This is a genomic window from Sabulicella rubraurantiaca (genome assembly GCF_017355885.1).
GTDB lineage: Bacteria > Pseudomonadota > Alphaproteobacteria > Acetobacterales > Acetobacteraceae > Roseococcus > Roseococcus rubraurantiacus.
Map to the genome: position 1 here is coordinate 1 of NZ_JAFEUU010000004.1, position 17,161 is coordinate 17,161.

Below are 17,161 nucleotides of genomic sequence, written 5' to 3' on the forward strand. Positions count from 1 at the left end.
GGTGTAGTACGAATAGGGCTGAGGCAGGCGGATCCAGTCGGAGACGGTGCCGACCAATCCACCTTTCCGAGGCTCACCTCCTGAAAGTAGTCCCGCATGCTTCCCGTGGGATGGATGCCTCGCGAGAAGAGCAGATCTTCGAATTGTTCTTTGGGCCTGATGCCGGGTCTGTCGTCGAAATCGACGAGACGCACCTTGACCTGAACCTCGCCGATGACCGGCTGCGAGGTGGCCAGCAATTCGGGTCCACCCGGCGTTGCGACAAACTGGGCCGCGTCGTCCATCCCGATGGTGTCGGCAGCCGGATCGACGAACCCGATCGAGACAAGATACTCCTTGAAGCTGAGCTCGCGCTCTCTTCCGGACCGCCTGTAATCCAGGAAGAGATTGGCCATCACGTCTGGAGCGGGAGGAACCCGGCAGGCCAGATGGCTGCTTCCATTGCAGCGGCATCGCCAGCCAAAATTCCTGATGCGTAGCGACATTCGTCCTCTCCCAGGAGCCTGGTTCTCGGTTACGCCCAGCCTATCTATCCAAGCGGCGAAGTTCATTCCGAGGCAAGAATTTTGATCGAGGCCGTGAGCGCACCCTGAAGCAAGGCAGAGCATTTTCGGCCCCTGCCCTGCAGCCCATTGCCGGTCCCCTCGGCGTGCGCACGAAGGCTCCCGGCTATGACCTGAGATGGATTACCCCTTGATGGCTGAGGAAGTCTGAACCTCCATTTCCGCCCTGCCCTCATGACGCGTGCTGCCGATTTCTGTGGAGTGACCTCTCGCGCCCATGCCATGCTTGTATTCCGACGCAAGCAAAGGCTATGGCTGGCATGCTTCAGAGCACCCTCAATGTTCCGCTTGAGGTTAAGCCAGAAAGTTGCAGCCGCCTTTCCGCCCTGATTGAGGCCTTGCGCCAGCGAGAGGACACCGGCCCCTTCGGTCAGCCGGACAATTTTTCTCGCGTCATGCGCGACATCCCGACGCTTCACTTCATGTCCATGAGCGTCTTCACAGCGGCCGAGTATGACCCAATCTTCATCCTGGAAGCCAATTTTGATGGCCAGCCCGGTGTCTTCTGGGGCCAGCTGGAGGCCGCTTTCGGCCCGGATCTGCGCGAGATGTTGCGCTGCTGCAAACGGCCGCTCGACGAAGATGGGCCGCTTTACGACGCAGTCACTGCATCTGATTCACGTGCACCGCTTGCGCCCTATCTGGAGGCGCGCACGCAGCGGCCGAGTGTCTTCCACCACGGCAACCGCGGCCTGACGCGCGACCGCATCCTGCAGGAAGCCGCCCTCTTCGTCGCGGTTCGCGAAGAGCTGGACGATCCCGGCCGGCCCGGCCCATCACCGTATCGAGGGCGCAGTGCCACAGAGGTCCACGCGCTGTTGCGTAAGGCCATGGTCCCCGCTCATCCGTGGCTTGGGATGTCAGCTCCGCCTCGAATCTCAAGGGGCGAGCGGCTGCTGGATATCCTGCGCCTCGTCACTTTCGCCGTCCTCTTGCTGCTTGCCTTCTCCTTGCCAGCCATCGTCGTGGCCGCCCTTATGCCCTGGAAGGCTTATGTGCTGCTCCTGCTGCTGGTGGCCACCGCGACCGGACTGCTGATCTACGCCAAGCGTGCACCGCTGCCCGGAACCGAGACATCAGCGGGACCGAACCTCACAAGGCTTATTCTGCCGAAGGTGCCGGCCATCCTCGGCATCGTCGCCGCCTATGTTGTCGTCGCAGCGCTCGTTCTGACCCCGCTGGTGAGTGCCACGAGCCATCTGCTCGCCTGGCTCGGAGCCGGCAATCTTCCGGCGACCCCCGGCGACGCCTTCTGGCCGGTGGCGCGCGCCGTGCTGCTCGGGCTGCTTGGACTTCTGCTGGTCATCCTTCCGGGGCTGGTGCTCTGGCTGCGTTACCTCGAGCGCCACGACTCGTCGCACGACGCACCCCATGTCGATGAGCGCCTCCTCCGGGAGATGGTGCGACGGGAGGACTGGGTCGCGCAGAACCACATGGGCTCCATCGTGCTCATCAAGCCCGGCGTTCTGCGCTCAATCATCATCCGGGCCGGGCATCTTGGGCTGGGGCTGGTGCTGCGGGTGGTGGCGACCGATGGCTACCTCGGTACGATGCGCACGGTCCACTTTGCGCACTGGGCCTTCCTCAACAATGGCAGCCGGCTTCTCTTCTTCTCCAACTTCGACCACAGCTGGGACTCCTATCTCGACGACTTCATCGAGAAGGCAGCGGGCGGCCTGACCCTTGCCTGGGGTTGCGGCGTCGGCTTTCCGCCCACTCGCTTCCTGATCTACGACGGCGCGCGCCATGGCAGGAGGTTCAAGAACTGGGCCCTGGCCTCCCGCGCGGTGAGCCGCTTCTGGTACAGCGCCTACCCCACCCTCACCGTGGATCAGATCGAGCGCAACAATCGCATCGCGGACGGCCTCCGCCGGCCCGAGCTCAGTGAGGTGGAGGCCCGCGCGTGGATCAGCGACCTGTGACCCGAACGCCGAAGCCGTCCGCCGGCTGGAAGCTCGCGCCCGAGATCGCACGGGAGGTCCAAGGAATTGTGGTGACCGGCTTCGGCAGCTTGCCCACCGGCCGTGCCCTTTTCCTGGAGATTGGCGAGCCGGAGCGGCTCGACCTTGGCGGTGGCGCATGGCTGCGCACGCTCAACCGGGTCGCGCCCGTCACGCCCGCCATCCCACCCTCAGGCGCACAAGACCGTGCCGCGGCGTTGGCCTTCACATGGACGGGCCTCGCCCGGATGAAGCTGCCAGCCAATGCCCTGGCTTCGTTCTCGCGCCCATTCCGGGAAGGCATGTTCCAGGAGGACCGGCTGCGCCGCCTCGGCGACAGGCGCCGCGACGAATGGCAGGAGACGGTCCTTGATGGCGGCCCACTCTGGAGTGCAAACACGCCGCTGCGTGAGCCGACCAGTACGCGCGTTGGCGCCTATGACGTGGCCTTTGAGGGTGAGGAGAAGCATGTCCCAACACCCATCACTGTGCATGCGGTGTTGCTGCTTTACACGCTGGACGACGCCTCAGCGGACGCGCTCGCCCGTGATGTAGAGGACGCATTTCGCTCGCACGGCGTCACGGTCTCCCATCGCCTTCCCCTGGTGCTGGATGTCGAGGCGGCCGGGGTCAGCCGCGAGCATTTCGGGTTTGCGGACGGACTTTCCCAGCCCGCGCCCTTCGATGCAGCCGGTGCCGTCGAGATCGAAGGCCGGAAGGCTACCCAGGCCGAGCCGGTGCAGGGCGTCCCTCTCGGTGAGTTCCTGATCGGCTACGTCAACGGACATCACGAGAAGGCTCCTGGCCCTGTCGTGCCTGGCGAGGAGCACGGCACGGCTGACCCCCGGCCACAGGACGCCGGCCTGCCACCCCATCCGGAAGCTCAGGGCTTCTATGACCTCGGCCGCAACGGCAGCTACCTGGTCGTGCGCGAGCTGCGCCAGGATGTTGCGGCCTTCTGGACCTCGATGGACCGGAACGCCGCCGCCATTCGCGCACGTGATCCGGAGAACTCCGGGCATGTCACGGCCGAATGGATCGCCGAGCGTGTGGTGGGCCGCGACAGGGAGGGCCACCTCCTCTGCCCCGCCGGACGGCGCGCGCCGCATGCATCAGGGATGCCCGACAACAGCTTCCTATTCCATGCGGATGACCCGCACGGGATCGGCTGCCCACCGGGCAGCCATGTGCGCCGGGCGAACCCCCGGGACGCGCTCGCACCAACGCCTGAACAGCGCGAGAGCCTTCTGGCCGCGGCGAACAACCACCGCATTCTCCGACGTGGCCGCAAGTTCGGGCCACGCATTGAAGACGACCGCACGCCGGATGATGCGGACCGCGGCCTGCTTTTCATGTGCCTGAATACCGACATCGCGCGCCAGTTCGAGTTCGTCCAGCAGACCTGGTTGCTCAACTCCGACTTCGCGACGCTCTTCGATGAGGTGGACCCATTGGTTGGCCCGGATGGTCGCATGACAATCCGCGAAGAGCCGCTCCGCCGCAGCGTGCATGTGGAGACCTATGTCCAGATGGCGGGTGGCGACTATTTTTTCCTGCCCAGCCTACCGGCATTGCGCTACTTGGCCTCACTGTGAGCGCACTGCTTTCCCAGGATCCGATCCGGCCCGCAGCGTCTGGCCTCAAGGGAGCCATCCACCGCGCGTTCTTGGCGGCACTGCCGAGCGTCTTCGCCGTGGCGCGGCGTGTCTGGCCGATCCCGGGGTTAGGCTCCTTCCGGGCTGTCACCCGGCACGACGACGTGCGGGAAGTCTTCGGGACCGATACCGCCTTCCGGGTGCCCTATCAGCCAAACCTGAATGTCATCACGGGCGGCGAACCCTTCTTCCTGGGTATGGACGACACACCCGAATACCGTGCAGGTGTCGCCGCCATGCGCCGCGTGGTGCGGGCCGATGACCTCCCTGCCCTGGCACTCCGGACGGAGGAGGCTGCCAGCAATATCCTCTCGCACGCCGGCGGGCGGATCGACGTGGTGGATCTCGCTCGGCGCGTCGCCTTCGACGTTGTCGCTCCTTATTTCGGTGTACCACCGCCCGCACAGGGTCGGCTTGATGTGTGGGCCACGAGGCTCTTCGAGTTCCAGTTCGCGAGCTCGCCAAAGGACATTGCGCTTCGCCGGGAGGTCGACGAGATCGCCCCCGCCTTCCGAGCCCTCATTGACGCCGAGATCGCACGACGCAAGTCAGGCGGCGCCGGGGCTGGCGACGACGTGCTCGACCGCTGCCTGGCGCAGCAGGCGGCGGGTGACCCTTGGTACACCGACCCGCAGATCCGCACCTCGCTGCTGTGTATGGTGGTCGGAGGGCCTCCTCAGTGGCCCATGGTCGTGCCGCAGGCGCTGGAGCAGCTGCTCCAGCGGCCTGAGGCGCTGGAGGCCGCGCGTAGCGCTGCCCAGGCTAGTGATGATGACCGCTTGCGGCGCATCGTGCTGGAGGCGATGCGCTTTGATCCGCTGGGTCCCGGGCTGCCGCGCATTGCCCGACGGGACTGGAGTATCGCGCAGGGGACACGCCGCCAGACGAAGGTCCGCCAAGGAGCGACGGTCTTCGTTGCCTTCTCCTCCGCCATGATGGACGACCGCCGCGTCCCAGAGCCGCGACGGTTCGACACGGACCGCGGCGCACACGAGTACATCCATTTCGGCTACGGCCTGCATGAGTGCTTCGGGAAGCACATCAATCACGCCTGCCTGCCTCGCCTGCTGAAGCCGCTGCTTCGGCACCCGAACCTGCAACGCGCGGCCGGGAAGGAGGGCACGCTCACGAAGAACGGCATCTTTGCAGAACGGCTGGTCGTGACCTTTTGACGCTAACTGCTGTTCAAGGAGCGCCTGCCACTCCCGCCCGCTGTGTGAAAAGCGAGACTGTCTTCGAACCGGAGGCCGGCTTGATCCAAAGGTTCCCGCCTCCTGTCACTCCAGGGCGACCTCAGGCGCCATTCATGGCAAGATCCTTCACCGCCCAAGGTCTGGGAGGATTTCATGTCGAACAATTATGCCTCTCTGCGCCGCGACCTCGCCAAGGAGGACGGCGCGGCCGAACGCTGTGCGTCGCGCCTCCTCGCCATCCGTGAACGCCTAGCGTCCATCCGTGCCCGCAAGAGCGACGGCTCCCTTCTGCTCGCCACCTGGAATATCCGGGACTTCGACTCAAACAAGTTCGGCTGGGGCCCTCGCCTGCCTGAGACTTTCTACTACCTCGCCGAGATGATCGCCTGCTTCGATCTCGTGGCGATCCAGGAGGTGAATGAGGACCTCGGGCCGTTCCGCAAGTTGATCCGCATTCTGGGACGCGAGTGGGACTACATCGTCACGGACGTCACAGAGGGGTCGGGCGGCAACGGCGAGCGTATGGCCTTCGTCTACAACACCGAGAAGGTCTGGTTCCGGAAGGTGGCTGGCGAGATCGTGCTGCCCGACGGCCAGCTCGTCGTCGCGCGCAAGAAGGTCAAACCCAAGGACCAGCCCGACATCCCAGCGACCACCGTCGAGACCAGGCAGCAATTCGCCCGCAGCCCCTTCCTGGTCGCCTTCCAGTCAGGGTGGTTCCGCTTCTCGCTGTGCACCGTGCACATCTACTACGGCGACGAGTCAGGCGACAAACTTCAGCAGCGCATCGACGAGATCCGCAAGCTCATCGGCTTCTTCGCAAAACGGCAGGACAACGCTACCCCTGAATCTGATCAGCCCAGCGCGCCCGAGAGCTACATCCTGCTTGGGGACTTCAACGTCGTCAGCCCGGAGCATGAGACGATGGCCGCCCTCCAAAGCAAGGGGTTCAAGGTTCCCGATGAGATCGATGGCCACAAGGTGCGCCGGATGGGCGATCACTTCTATGACCAGATTGCCGTGCGCGTGAAAGACAAGCGCTTCAAGGTCATGGGCGGAGGCATGGTCGCGCTCTTCGAAGACGTATTTCGGGACGAGGACATGGCCACCTACTCCACTCACGTGCCGGAAGAAGACCCAGAGAAGAAGGCGAAGTTTCGGGCAACGACACCCGAAGGCCGCTACCTGAAGTGGCGGACTTGGCAGATGTCCGACCATGCGCCGCTTTGGATCGAGATCCGCACCGACTTTGCGGACGACTACCTGAGCGAAATCGCGAGCGCCACAGGCTGACGGGAGATATCAGGGAGGGGAAAGACTGTCCTACCTCAGCGGCAGATGGGGAGATACGCGGCCCCCAGTTTCACCGTCCGGCAGCAGCGAGCAGAGCACACGCATCGCCGAACCATTCCGCGGCTCGGTCGAGGTGGTCGCCATGACAGTGTAGTCCCCACGGGTTGCCGGTCCCTTGCCGGACGCTGCCTGCATTATAGGCCGCGGCGACAAGGATAGGGTTTGTTCCGGTCTTGGCCATGCCTCGCCGGATAAAGGCTGCACCGAGGTCAATCGCGATATCAGGCTTATAGATCGGCAGATCTTGGGGAGGTGGTTCCGGCTTGGCGTCGAAGGATGGAAAATCGCTGTCCTCGTAGCCCAGGCGCTCCTTACGGTTCACGTCGCGCGCCGTACTGGCCAGCATCTGCATGGGGCCGGCGCTATAATCGCTGATATGCGCTTCCCAGCGGAAGGTCCGTGGGCCGGTGAAGCCGACGCTGCGGTAGACGCCCACTTCCGTCGCGATGGTCATGACGATCAGTTCGGGCGGAACCCCATGCTTCGCCGAATACTTCGCAATCTGCGGCCCGAACGCCGCAATCACCGCCCCACAGGTTGTGGGGTTGCCTGCGCTGCGGATCGCTCGCTGCCCGCCCTCAAGATCCCGCAGGTAAATGCCATGCCGGTCCACGCGCCACGGACGCCCCTGGAAGGGGTGTGACCAGTCGCATTCCTCGATCGAAGGTAGCTTCCGCCAGTCGAGGGCACTCTCCTCTTGCGATGACGGATCGGCCGGCTTTGCCAGCGGGGCCAAGGGAGGACGCTCAAGTCGGTGCGGAGGCGGAGGCTTCGTCCCGCCCGGCCAGCGTGCGATAGCCTGTGACAGGTTGTCGGCCCAGCTTTCGTCGCCGCCATCAGGATAGCCACCCGCGAGCAGCGTGCGCGTGCTCAGGCCTGCTAACTGAATGTGCGGCTTCTCAAAGCTGAGCGGCTCCAGCCCCTGGTCGCGCGCCAGATCGTGGAAGGCCTGCCACCACCTCGCTGCCTCCGGCGTGCGATCTTCCCACGGGTTCACGCCGGGCATGTCGATCACCATGTCCACGGCCAGGCCATATTGATGGTAGGACTCGAAGGGCTTGGCGTGGGTCACCACGCGCCCGACGATGCGGCCCTGAGCGTCGCGCCCTTTCGCGTAAAGGTGCTGCTGCCGTTCCGGCGCACGGAACGCCTCAAAGACGCGCATCGGCACCGACTGGGCGTGAAGCGCCTCCTGCAGCTTTGCGAGGCGCTGCCGCATCTCGGGATGCAACTTTGCGAGATCCACGTCGCGCGCGTCCGGATTCACGACCATGCGGTCGGTCGCGCGAGGTGTCGGGGCAACCGTGGCCGCTGGCGCCCCGACTCCTTGTGGCGCGAACAAGGCCGACCAGGTGCGTTCGCCTACGATGCCGTCCTGACGAAGCCCACGGGAGCGCTGAAAATCCGTGGCTGCGGCGGCGGTTCGCCGCCCGAAGACGCCGGCGATGTCGCCCACGCGCACATTGGCCCTGTTGCGGGTGAGGTTGGCGCTGCGTAGATCGGCGCAGGCTAGCCCGAGTTCACCGAGGCGCAGCTGCACGGCAAGCACCGCCTCGCCGATCAAGGGTGGGGTCGATACCCTTAGCTGGACGCCGGGATAGGCCGGGCCGGCGGTGCTCACGCGGCGCATCCTCTTGCCCGCCGAGTGGATTCGATGGAGCTTGCCAGCCGTTGGGCCGGAGCCGCATAGGGAGTGCCGTCCGCACGAGCCTCTGCGAGCAGCCGGGCCGCTTCATCGATCCGCGCACAATTACCAGAGGTACCTGCGCGCACGACGTCGCTCATGAGGGCCTCGGCCGCGTGGTAGAAGCCGGCCGGCCGTGCGCTGGGGCCGCGCTGTGCCGCCGCAGCCCGGCGCTGCAGGGCAGCGTTCTGGGCAGCAGCATCGGCGGCACCCTCAGCGGCGTCACGCCGCTGGACGCTCATGTCCAGCAGAGCGATTTCGACGGCGCGGCGGTCCACAAGGGGGTCGGCACGCTGGCCAACTGCCACGAGCGCCGCCTCATAGTTCTCGATCGCGCAGTCGAGGCGCCCGCGGCGCCCGGGACCTGCTGCGCCGGCGACCCGGCGGCAGCTATCCGCCTTGAGATAGTGGAGCTGCGCGCAGCCCTCCTGCGCGGGCATGCAGGAGACTTGGCGGTCCACGACGGCGGCAAAATTTCCGTCAGTGTGAAGACCTTTGATTTCCTGCAGAGAGGCTACGGTCGGGTTCAGCAGTTGCCCGGCGGTCCTCGCGGCCGGATCACAGCCCCCCAGGAGCAGGGCTGTGACCGCCACGGACAACGCGAAGGCCCGCGGCCGGCCGCCGGTGGCGACGGGGTGCTTGATGCCTCTCATGGGTTTGTCCCTCCGGGATGCGCAAGACGAAGAGACGCCACCGGGTCGACCTCCCCTTCGTTCCGCAGCTCGTGCATCAGCTGCACAACTGTCTGCAGCGTTGCGCGGCCCTCTGGGTCGGACTGGACACGTGAGACGGCGTCCAGAAGCTGCGGGGGGCTGGCCCCGTCAGGAAGTTCGGCACGGGGGATGGACGCCGTATCCTCCTCCACCGCCCGGGCAAGGAGGGTGCGCCGCATAGCCTCGAGTCCGCGGTCGAAGGCGGCGCGGTCGCCGCTGAACCGCGCCTGCTCGCGGGACCACAGCTCCTCTGGATCCTCAACCACGAGCCGACCCATTTCGGTGATCGCGGCCAGGTTCTGCTGCTCACGCTCGGCGGCCCATGCGTCGGCAAATTCGGGCGCCCCTTCCATCGCGGCGAGCACCATGGTGGAGGTGAGCGCGGTTGGCTCCAGAAGACCGGGCGCGATAGGAGCTTGCAGCACGCGCGCGACCCATCGCCGGTAGGCATCCTCGCCAAGCCGTGCCCCGATCGCAGCGATGCCGAGGACCATCCCAAGCGGCGGGATCACCGTACCCAGCACCGGCGCCAGTCGGGGCAGCGCTCCGGTCAGCCATTGGCCGAGTGGATTCTCGACGCGGAGCCGCTCGGCAAGGGTCGCGGCCGCGGAGATCCTGGAGCTGACGGGGGCGTCGGAGTCGAGCGGCGCCAGGACCGTTGATATCTCCGAGGATAGCACGCGCGCACGTTCCCCATGCGGCGGCGGCAGCACGCTTGCCGCAGCATTCAGAAGAGGCTTCCACCGCGCCAGTTCGGCGGCCACGCTCCGGGTGGAGCCGCGCTCTGCTGTGGCTGGCGCACCTGCATTGCCGGCTTCTGTTCCCCCGCGGGGTGCCCCGCCTGTCTGTGGCGCCGCGCCGCCTGCCGACGAGCCCGCCTGGGCCGAGGCGCGTCCCCGCGCCTCGCGCAGGCGTTCCTCCAGGCGGTCGATCTGCTCTTGTGCGACCGCGAGCGCTTCGCGCCACTGCCGGTGCTCCGCCTGGAGTTCCTCCACAACGAGGTCGGTGAAGACCACGACCGCCTGTGCGTTTCCGCCGTGGATCTCCGCCGCCACGCGGTCCTGGCTCGCCGCGAGGATGCCGAGGCGCTCTGCCACCCGCTCATAAAGGTCGGCATTTCCGCGGTCACGGAGTAGGTTCTCCCGATCCACCGCGTAGGCCCCCACTGCAGCACCAATCACGCCAAGGACCAGGAGCCATTCGACGCTGAAATTCGCCAGGACAGCGACCGCGGTCGCGCTGGCAAGGGCGGAGAGCGCAAGGGAGATCCCGGTCCACACACCGGTGACACCGGCCGAGGCCCGGTGCTCGCGGGCGCGCCTGACGTAATAAGCGCGCTGATCCTCAAGCAGCTCCTTGCCCACTGCCTCCAGCGCCTCCAGCGCGGGACCGGGGCCAGCGGCCGCGGCGAGCCGCGCGAGGGTGGCGTACTTCTGCCCGCGCGCGACCTCTGCCTCGGAGCGAAGGGAGCGCCAACGCCCAAGCCGGTCGCCTCCGCGGATGAACTGGCCCAGCACGGTGGCGAGCACGCCGCAGACAGTGATCGCAAGCCCAGCGATCCATGTGGCGCGTGCGATGGCGGGTCGCCATTCGGCGACCCAGCCCGTCGCCCGGTCCCCAGCGATCGTCCCGGCGAGCACCAGCCCGCTCAGCACGCCGACGGAGAGGACCAGGAAGTTGATGAGGCGCAACATCCGGAACAGCGACCGTTGCTGTTCGACTGCCTCCCCGTCCTTGTCTTCGAAGGTCCGCTGCAGCGTCGTAAACGCTTGCGAGGCGCGGATATGTCGCAAGTTCTGAACTGGGAGAACGGAAACCTCGGAGTTGGCTTGTGGCCGCATCACGCACGCCACCTGGGCCTGTCGGCTCCGTCTGGGAAGCGCCAGCCGCTCAAGCGGGAGGCTCTCACCTCGCACGCCATTCCATTCGTCTCCCCGAGGCGGCCTGCGCCACCACCTCACTGGACGATAAGCAGTCCGCGACATGCAGTGCAAACACAAACATCTGGTGAGCATGGGTCGAGACCGCCCTGACCCTGCATGCTATCGACGATCCTAGGGACGAGGCGTCCACCTGCAGCCGAGCATTCAGCCCCGTTGCGGCTCCCCAGCCGGCGAGATGCTCGGCCCGACCGCTCCAACTGCGCGCAACACCATCTCCACCAGCTCGTCGGGCCGGTCGGTGCACCCCTGCCCGCCGCGCCGGAGCGTCCCAGCGACGAGTTCAGGCGCACGCGGCCCGGTGTAGATGAAATAAGGAAGGCCGTGCCCTTCGCTTCGCAACTTGGCGAGCAGGGTGAAGCCAGCTTGCTGGTCGGACGGCCGCCGCATGTCGCTGACGACAGTGTCAAAATGTGCGCCCGGCGCGGAAAGCTCGCGCAGCGCCGCTTCGGTGGAAGGCACCTGGGTTACGCGCATTCCATACTCGCGCAGCGCGCTCACCTCGTGGTGGTTCTTGTCGGGCTGGTCATCCACCCAGAGGACGGACCAGCGTTCCGTGGAGCGGGACCGCTCTCGCAACGCACCCTGCAGTCGGGCGCCTGCGACACGCAGGGAAAGATCCGGGCTGTGGTCCGGCGGCGATGGCTCGTCCCCATCAGCGGTCGTGTGGTGGTCCGGCCCGTCCGGCCACGGCGAGAAGGGATCGCTCCCCGGTCCACCGGTCTGCTCAGGGACGGCGCCCCAGGCTCCGGATTCGGTCGTCGCGGGCGGCGAGGGAGGGACCGGGGGCGGCGCCCCGGCAGTCCCTGCCGCCTGGCTCCGCTCAAGCGCCACAGCAATCGCTTCGCAAATCCGGCGCGCTGCTCGGCGCACCTGCACCTCGGTGAGTGGCAACTCTGCCTGCTCACGCCAGTCGAAGCGTTGTCGTGACGCGATCTCCTTTGCCAATGGGTCGCGGTCGCGCAGCTCCGGCTTCTCGAGCGACGGGACCGTGACGAAGTACAGTGGTAGCACCAGATCGTCGCGGCCGAGCGATGCCTCATGCTTCAAGAACATCACCAGTTCGTCCCGGCAGTAGGGGCTCCGGAAGAAAGAGGGAGTCAGGACCGGGATGAGCAGGTTCGCACTCGCGATCCCCTCTTCCAACCGCTTCTCCCACTTCTGCCCAAGTTCGATCGCGTCGCGGTCCTGGAAGATCTGGAACCCCCCCTCACCGGTCACCACGCGCACCCCAAGCTCAAGGAACCGTCGCAGCTCGGTGATCGCGCCACCGAAGAATTCGTCGTCGATATGGGCGTAGCTCAGAAAGCCCCGGGCCTGGTCCATCGAGTGCCGCTCCTAGAGGGTCCGCGGGTCGATGATAGCGGGTTCATGCCCCGTAAGATCACGCACAAGCGAGACCATGTGCTCGGTTCCGCCCGGCCCGTCGCCACCACCACCATCCCAAAGTGTGATGAAGGACACCCTCGCCAGACCCTGCGACAGCGCGGTGTGCATCATCCAGCGGTTGCAGCGCTCGTATTTCCCCACGCCCTCCGGCGCAGGGCCCAGCTCCTCGGGAAGAACGCGGAAAGTGGCATCTGCATTCGCCCGCACAGCCTCGTAGTCGGCCACCCAGCGTGGCCCGGCCCAGGAAACGGAATCCCGCAGGAAGGCCGCTTCCTCCTGGGGCAGCAGCACCCAGAGCCGCATACCGCGACCAAGGCAGGCGCGCGCGAAGAGAAGATCGCCTCCGCAAGCTGCCTGGCAGATACCGAGATCGCCCGCGTCCGCGCCTATGGCATCCAGCTCCGCGCGGATGCGCGAGCCGGCAGGGTCGGCTTTGCCGTCAGGAAAACGCGCCGGCTGGCGGCCGGGCCGGTCCACCATGTGCCCGCTGAACAGCACCACCCGCGCAGGCTCGGAGGGGCGGCCGGGCCGGGCGCCGAGCAGCAGGTCAAGCTGCTTCTCAGCAGCTGTGATGGCCGCCAACGCGTCGGGCACGATGTCAGGCCGGAAGCCCAGGGCAGAGAGGAATCTCAGCTGCTGACCCGTGGAGCCGAGGCCAAAGCGGTCCTTGGTCTCCACCGCCAGCGCCGCTGCCGCCTCAAAAGCTTCGATGGCCGCGTCGGCCTCGCCCTGCACCAGGGCGTGCTCCGCCTTGCTGGCGAGGGCCCAGTAGTCGCGCTTTGCAGTCAGGGCGCAGTCGATGGCCCAGGTGAGCCCCTGCGCGACCTCATTCAGCGGCAGTCTGCTCCGTCGGCCCGTCACATGCTCCCAAAGGCGCCCGAAGGTGAGGGCGTTGATGCCCGGGAAGAAATCCGCCGGCGCGGCGCGGAAGGCCTCGACATACGCGCTCGCCACGTTGGCCAGCGACGGCTGGGTTTCCTTGGCTGCCTTGAGGAAGTCTGAGCCCTGGCTCTGTTGCGCGTCCCATAGCTGACGCCAGCTGTCCTTGCAGGTCCGCGCCAGCAGGCCGAGAGTTTCACCGCTCGGCTGGCCCGCTTCCTTTTGCTCCTCGGCAAGGCGACGCAGTGCCTCCGCCGCCTGCTCGTGCTTCTCGACACGGCCAAGCGCGATCGCCTCGAGCTGCCGAGCGCGCACGTCTTCCGGATTTAGCGACCTGGCACGCTCCAGCACGGCCATGGCGTAGCGCGCCCGGTTCATCTTCAGCAGTGCATCGCCGGCCGTACGAAGGGCCTCAAAGGCGAGCAGGCGGTTGGGCGTCTCCTCGGCGAGCGTCAGGATGTCCCCCGGCCGCTGCTGCCGCCGCGCGATCTCGATGCGGGACTGCCAGTTCTCAAGGGTCTCCCAGAACTCGTTGACTTCGCCAACCCTGAGGGACTTCCAGTCGGGCTCCCTCAGGTTTGGCAGCATCGCATAGACGGGGCTGGCCTTCCGCCCGCGCCACGCCTCAAGCGTTGCGGCGATTGCGGCCGTCAGCACCCTGCGCTCGGCCTCCAGCCGGTCTGGATCCGGCGCGCCGTCCTTCAGCGAATAGCGGATCATGCGCTGATTGTTCAGGTCGAAGGGAAGCCGGTCGCGGAGAGCGTAGGCCAGCACCGCCCCGCTCGCGCGAAGCGCGTGGCGCACGCCGATCTCGTACCAGACATTGGGGTTGTCGATCGTGAGGTCCGCGACCACGAACTCGGCCAGCAGGAGGTCCTGGAACATGTCGCCCTGGATGTTGCCAGCGCGCAGATCGACGTCTGCCCGGTGAGGCCGTAGGCCGGCCGCCTCGATGGCCGGCTTCAGTAGGTCCTTGTAGACCTCGTCGAAGCAGACCGGTGCGCCGTCCGGAGCGGGCTTGATGCCGAAGGGCATCACGACGAAGCAGCGGCCTTTAGGCTCGGGCATCCATGTAACTCCTGCCGTGACGGCGCGGTGGGCGCCATACGCGAGGAACTACCGCGGGGCTTTTCCAGCTGGTCACAGTATGAAGCTAGCCGTGGCGAGAAGGCATAGTAGTGGACTTACCTGTGATGGTACGCGCGACCGCCCCCAGTTGCGCAAGTCTTCCCACGGGATCACCGACGCAAGCCGGGTTTCGGCGTGGTCGGTGGCACAATGTCGTCTCAGTATCTCGACTGGGCGCCGCCTTCTCCCGATATTTCTGCGGGTTCGATCGCCTGTTTCAATCCGGACCCAAAGCGCTCTGCCGACAAAGACGACCCACTCAACGGCTTCTAAGCAGTGCAGACCGGAGCAGGTAGAGAGGTCAGCAATCGTCCTGCCTCCTGTCACGCCCCCTCCGCGTCATCGCGCGTGTCGCTCTCCCAGCGCCTTACGCCTCGGCCGCACATTCCGGCGCGCGGGCACCCTGCGCACCGATGTCTGGTCCCCTTCAAAGCGACTAACCAAGGAGCAAGCAGGGAACGGCGGCTTCCGCACGGCAATGTAGCGGCAGCCTTCACACCAGTCTGATGCCACGCGGAGTCGGTTTTGGCCCGCCACAGTGGATTAATGTTCTGTTCCGCAGCATAGCGCTCGCCGGCACCCTCAAAAGAAGGTCAAGCTCCCCAGCTCACGTGGATCCACATCCGAGCGGAACGTCCGAACTGCGCCGTCCGCACAAATGCCTTTCCTCGCAATCTGGATTCCGCTTTATAGTTTTCTTCATACATAGATGGGTTGCCAGCCGATGTCGGCGAGGATCTTCATCTCTTATCGCCGCGAAGACAGCGCTGGGTGGGTTGGCCGCCTGGTAGATGACATGGGCGAGCATTTTGGCGCAGAGAATGTTTTTCAGGACATTCACAGTATCGCACCTGGTTCTGACTTCGTCGACGCGATCAATGAGACGCTCGAAGTAGCCGACTGCGTGCTGGCTGTGATCGGACCAAATTGGCTGTCTGGTCCCGATCCTAAGAATCGCCGCATCATGCACGACGGCGACTACGTTCGCCTCGAGCTTGCAACTGCGCTTGATCGGAAGTTACGTGTCATCCCCGTGCTCGTTGGCGGCGCGCAGATGCCCGGACCTGATGATCTGCCGGAGAGTATTCGTTCTTTATCACGACGCAACGCGGCTGAACTAAGCGATCGCCGATGGGACTATGACATCGGACGGCTCGTCGAAGTGATTCGACGCACCACCGGGGCTACGCCTCAATCCTCAACCCAGGTGGCGGAGAGTAGACGGAGCGTCGCGTCTGTTTTCTCGGGACCCCGACGTGCTGCGCTGCTCGGCGTGCTCGCCCTGGGCCTCCCAGTCCTTGGACTAGGAGCGTGGTTGATTTATCCAGCCCCTCCCCCTGACGGTGAAGGTGTCGCGGTGGATGCCGCCCGTCGTGCCGGAGGATGGCAGCGCACCGGGGCGCACTCAGTCGCTGATGTGGGCGCGGGAGTGGATGCGCGGATCTGGCTCGTGCAGGCCGATGGTGGAGTTGCCTGGACCACGGACGGCAGGAGTTTCGCGTCGATTCAGGCGCAAGGGTTTGCGAGGGTAGCTGCAGACAGAGGCGGAAGTGCTTGGGGGGTAGGACACAATAAGACGCTGTGGCGCTTTCCTGCTGATGGGGCACCCCACCAGATGGTTCGTTCGCCGCCAGTCGTTGATGTTGCTGTATCCGCGAAGGGCAGATTGTGGCTGGTGGGCGATGATGCAAGCATTTGGTGGACAGATGATGGGCAGACCTTCACACGCGACGCTAGAACTAGCGATTTTGCGAGGATCGCAGCCGGCCCCAACGAAACTGTCGTCGGAGTGGGACGGAATGCCACTGCTTGGATCCTGAGAGACTCGTGGGTTCAGATTCGCCCAGGAGGTATCGCGGATGCTGCTGTGGCGCCAAACGGCAGCGTTTGGCTTCTCACCGCTGATGGCAGGGCAGAGCGGAGCGAAGATGGTCAGCGGTTCGCGCCGGTGGAGAGCGCTGGCTTCCGCAGCATTTCGGTCAGTCGCGACGGAGCAGTTTGGGCAGTGGGAGCAGATGGGACACTTTGGTTGCGCCCTCCTGGGGAGACCAGTCTGGGCCGCATATCGGGCCCCCCGTCTTCAACTGAAGCGGTTACAGCGCTCGTTGTGTTCGGGTCCGATAACAGCTTGTCAGCAGCAAGACCGGAGGTGGAAAGGGCCCGTGGAGCAGGCTTCCCCAGCGCGACGATTTACCGGCGGGAGGGGCTGTACCGTAGTGTCATCGAGTTTCCGACGCAGCAGGCTGCGAACGAGGCCTTGGCCCGGGCCCGCGCCCTGAGCCGATCCGCAAGTGATGCTTATGTTCGGCAAGTCGCGGCCTGGTGTCCGAACGGCACCCGGAGCGCAGACGGCTTCAAGGACTGCCTTTAGCTGTAGCGGCATCTCGCAAGCTCTCTATGGACCCTTCGGGATGTTGTGGATCGGTCATTGGGCGTTGATGCGTTCGGTGAGGTAGTACGACCCCTGCCCTTCGCTGGCGTCTGGTGACGCAGGTAAGGCCGCCGCTTTCGCCCGAGCCACCGCGCGTATCGCGCTTCCACCTGGTGTTGTGCCGCGGATCCTTGGGCAGCTCCTCACCCCGGCCTGTCATTCGCGTCCGATCGGAGCTCCCGTCGCTACAGGAAAGTCTCGGTCTGGCCGAGAAATTGGTACACACTGATGTGACACAACGCTTCTGCGCCGCGCGGTGAGCCCCAGCTTTCCTGCGGTTCCGGCTGGTCTGT

11 protein-coding genes are annotated in these 17,161 nt (G+C 65.6%); 5 read left to right on the forward strand and 6 right to left on the reverse strand.

The features are described 5' to 3' along the window. The coding region (locus tag JTJ31_RS08690; protein WP_207538260.1) for a hypothetical protein at positions 1–485 on the reverse strand (485 nt) is incomplete at its 3' end. A 338-nt stretch (positions 486–823) separates the two neighbouring features. Here JTJ31_RS08690 and JTJ31_RS08695 point away from each other — a divergent pair. The 4 genes from JTJ31_RS08695 to JTJ31_RS08710 all read left to right on the forward strand — a co-directional run bounded on the left by JTJ31_RS08695 (position 824) and on the right by JTJ31_RS08710 (position 6,644). Beyond that, a complete protein-coding gene (locus JTJ31_RS08695) occupies positions 824–2,485 on the forward strand; it encodes a hypothetical protein (protein ID WP_207538261.1) in 1,662 nt (553 codons plus the stop codon). Between the two features lie 266 nt (positions 2,486–2,751). Next, positions 2,752–4,098 (forward strand): Dyp-type peroxidase, encoded by a 1,347-nt coding sequence (locus JTJ31_RS08700; protein ID WP_207538262.1) that lies wholly within the window; start codon positions 2,752–2,754, stop codon positions 4,096–4,098. Positions 4,099–4,169: 71 nt separating this feature from the next. Next, positions 4,170–5,330 carry a cytochrome P450 gene (locus tag JTJ31_RS08705; protein ID WP_207538263.1) on the forward strand — a complete coding sequence of 387 codons (1,161 nt, stop codon included), beginning with the start codon at positions 4,170–4,172 and terminating at the stop codon, positions 5,328–5,330. Positions 5,331–5,504: 174 nt separating this feature from the next. Next, positions 5,505–6,644 carry an endonuclease/exonuclease/phosphatase family protein gene (locus JTJ31_RS08710; protein WP_207538264.1) on the forward strand — a complete coding sequence of 380 codons (1,140 nt, stop codon included), beginning with the start codon at positions 5,505–5,507 and terminating at the stop codon, positions 6,642–6,644. Between the two features lie 70 nt (positions 6,645–6,714). Here the strand turns inward: JTJ31_RS08710 and JTJ31_RS08715 are convergent, their stop codons facing one another. The 5 genes from JTJ31_RS08715 to JTJ31_RS08735 form a co-directional block, all read right to left on the reverse strand. Beyond that, positions 6,715–8,325 carry a D-alanyl-D-alanine carboxypeptidase family protein gene (locus tag JTJ31_RS08715; protein WP_207538265.1) on the reverse strand — a complete coding sequence of 537 codons (1,611 nt, stop codon included), beginning with the start codon at positions 8,323–8,325 and terminating at the stop codon, positions 6,715–6,717. Next, positions 8,322–9,041, reverse strand: a complete 720-nt coding sequence (locus tag JTJ31_RS08720) for a hypothetical protein (protein ID WP_207538266.1) — start codon at positions 9,039–9,041, stop codon at positions 8,322–8,324. The genes JTJ31_RS08715 and JTJ31_RS08720 overlap by 4 nt, the downstream gene beginning before the upstream one ends. Beyond that, entirely contained in the window at positions 9,038–10,795 is a 1,758-nt protein-coding gene (locus JTJ31_RS08725) for a hypothetical protein (RefSeq protein ID WP_207538267.1), read from the reverse strand. Before JTJ31_RS08725 ends, JTJ31_RS08720 begins: the two co-directional genes overlap by 4 nt. Before the next feature lie 393 nt (positions 10,796–11,188). Continuing rightward, positions 11,189–12,367 (reverse strand): TIR domain-containing protein, encoded by a 1,179-nt coding sequence (locus JTJ31_RS08730; RefSeq protein ID WP_207538268.1) that lies wholly within the window; start codon positions 12,365–12,367, stop codon positions 11,189–11,191. A gap of 12 nt (positions 12,368–12,379) precedes the next feature. Then, entirely contained in the window at positions 12,380–14,377 is a 1,998-nt protein-coding gene (locus tag JTJ31_RS08735) for a tetratricopeptide repeat-containing protein (protein WP_207538269.1), read from the reverse strand. A gap of 784 nt (positions 14,378–15,161) precedes the next feature. Here JTJ31_RS08735 and JTJ31_RS25345 point away from each other — a divergent pair. Beyond that, positions 15,162–16,808, forward strand: a complete 1,647-nt coding sequence (locus JTJ31_RS25345) for a TIR domain-containing protein (protein ID WP_207538270.1) — start codon at positions 15,162–15,164, stop codon at positions 16,806–16,808. Positions 16,809–17,161: the final 353 nt, after the last annotated feature.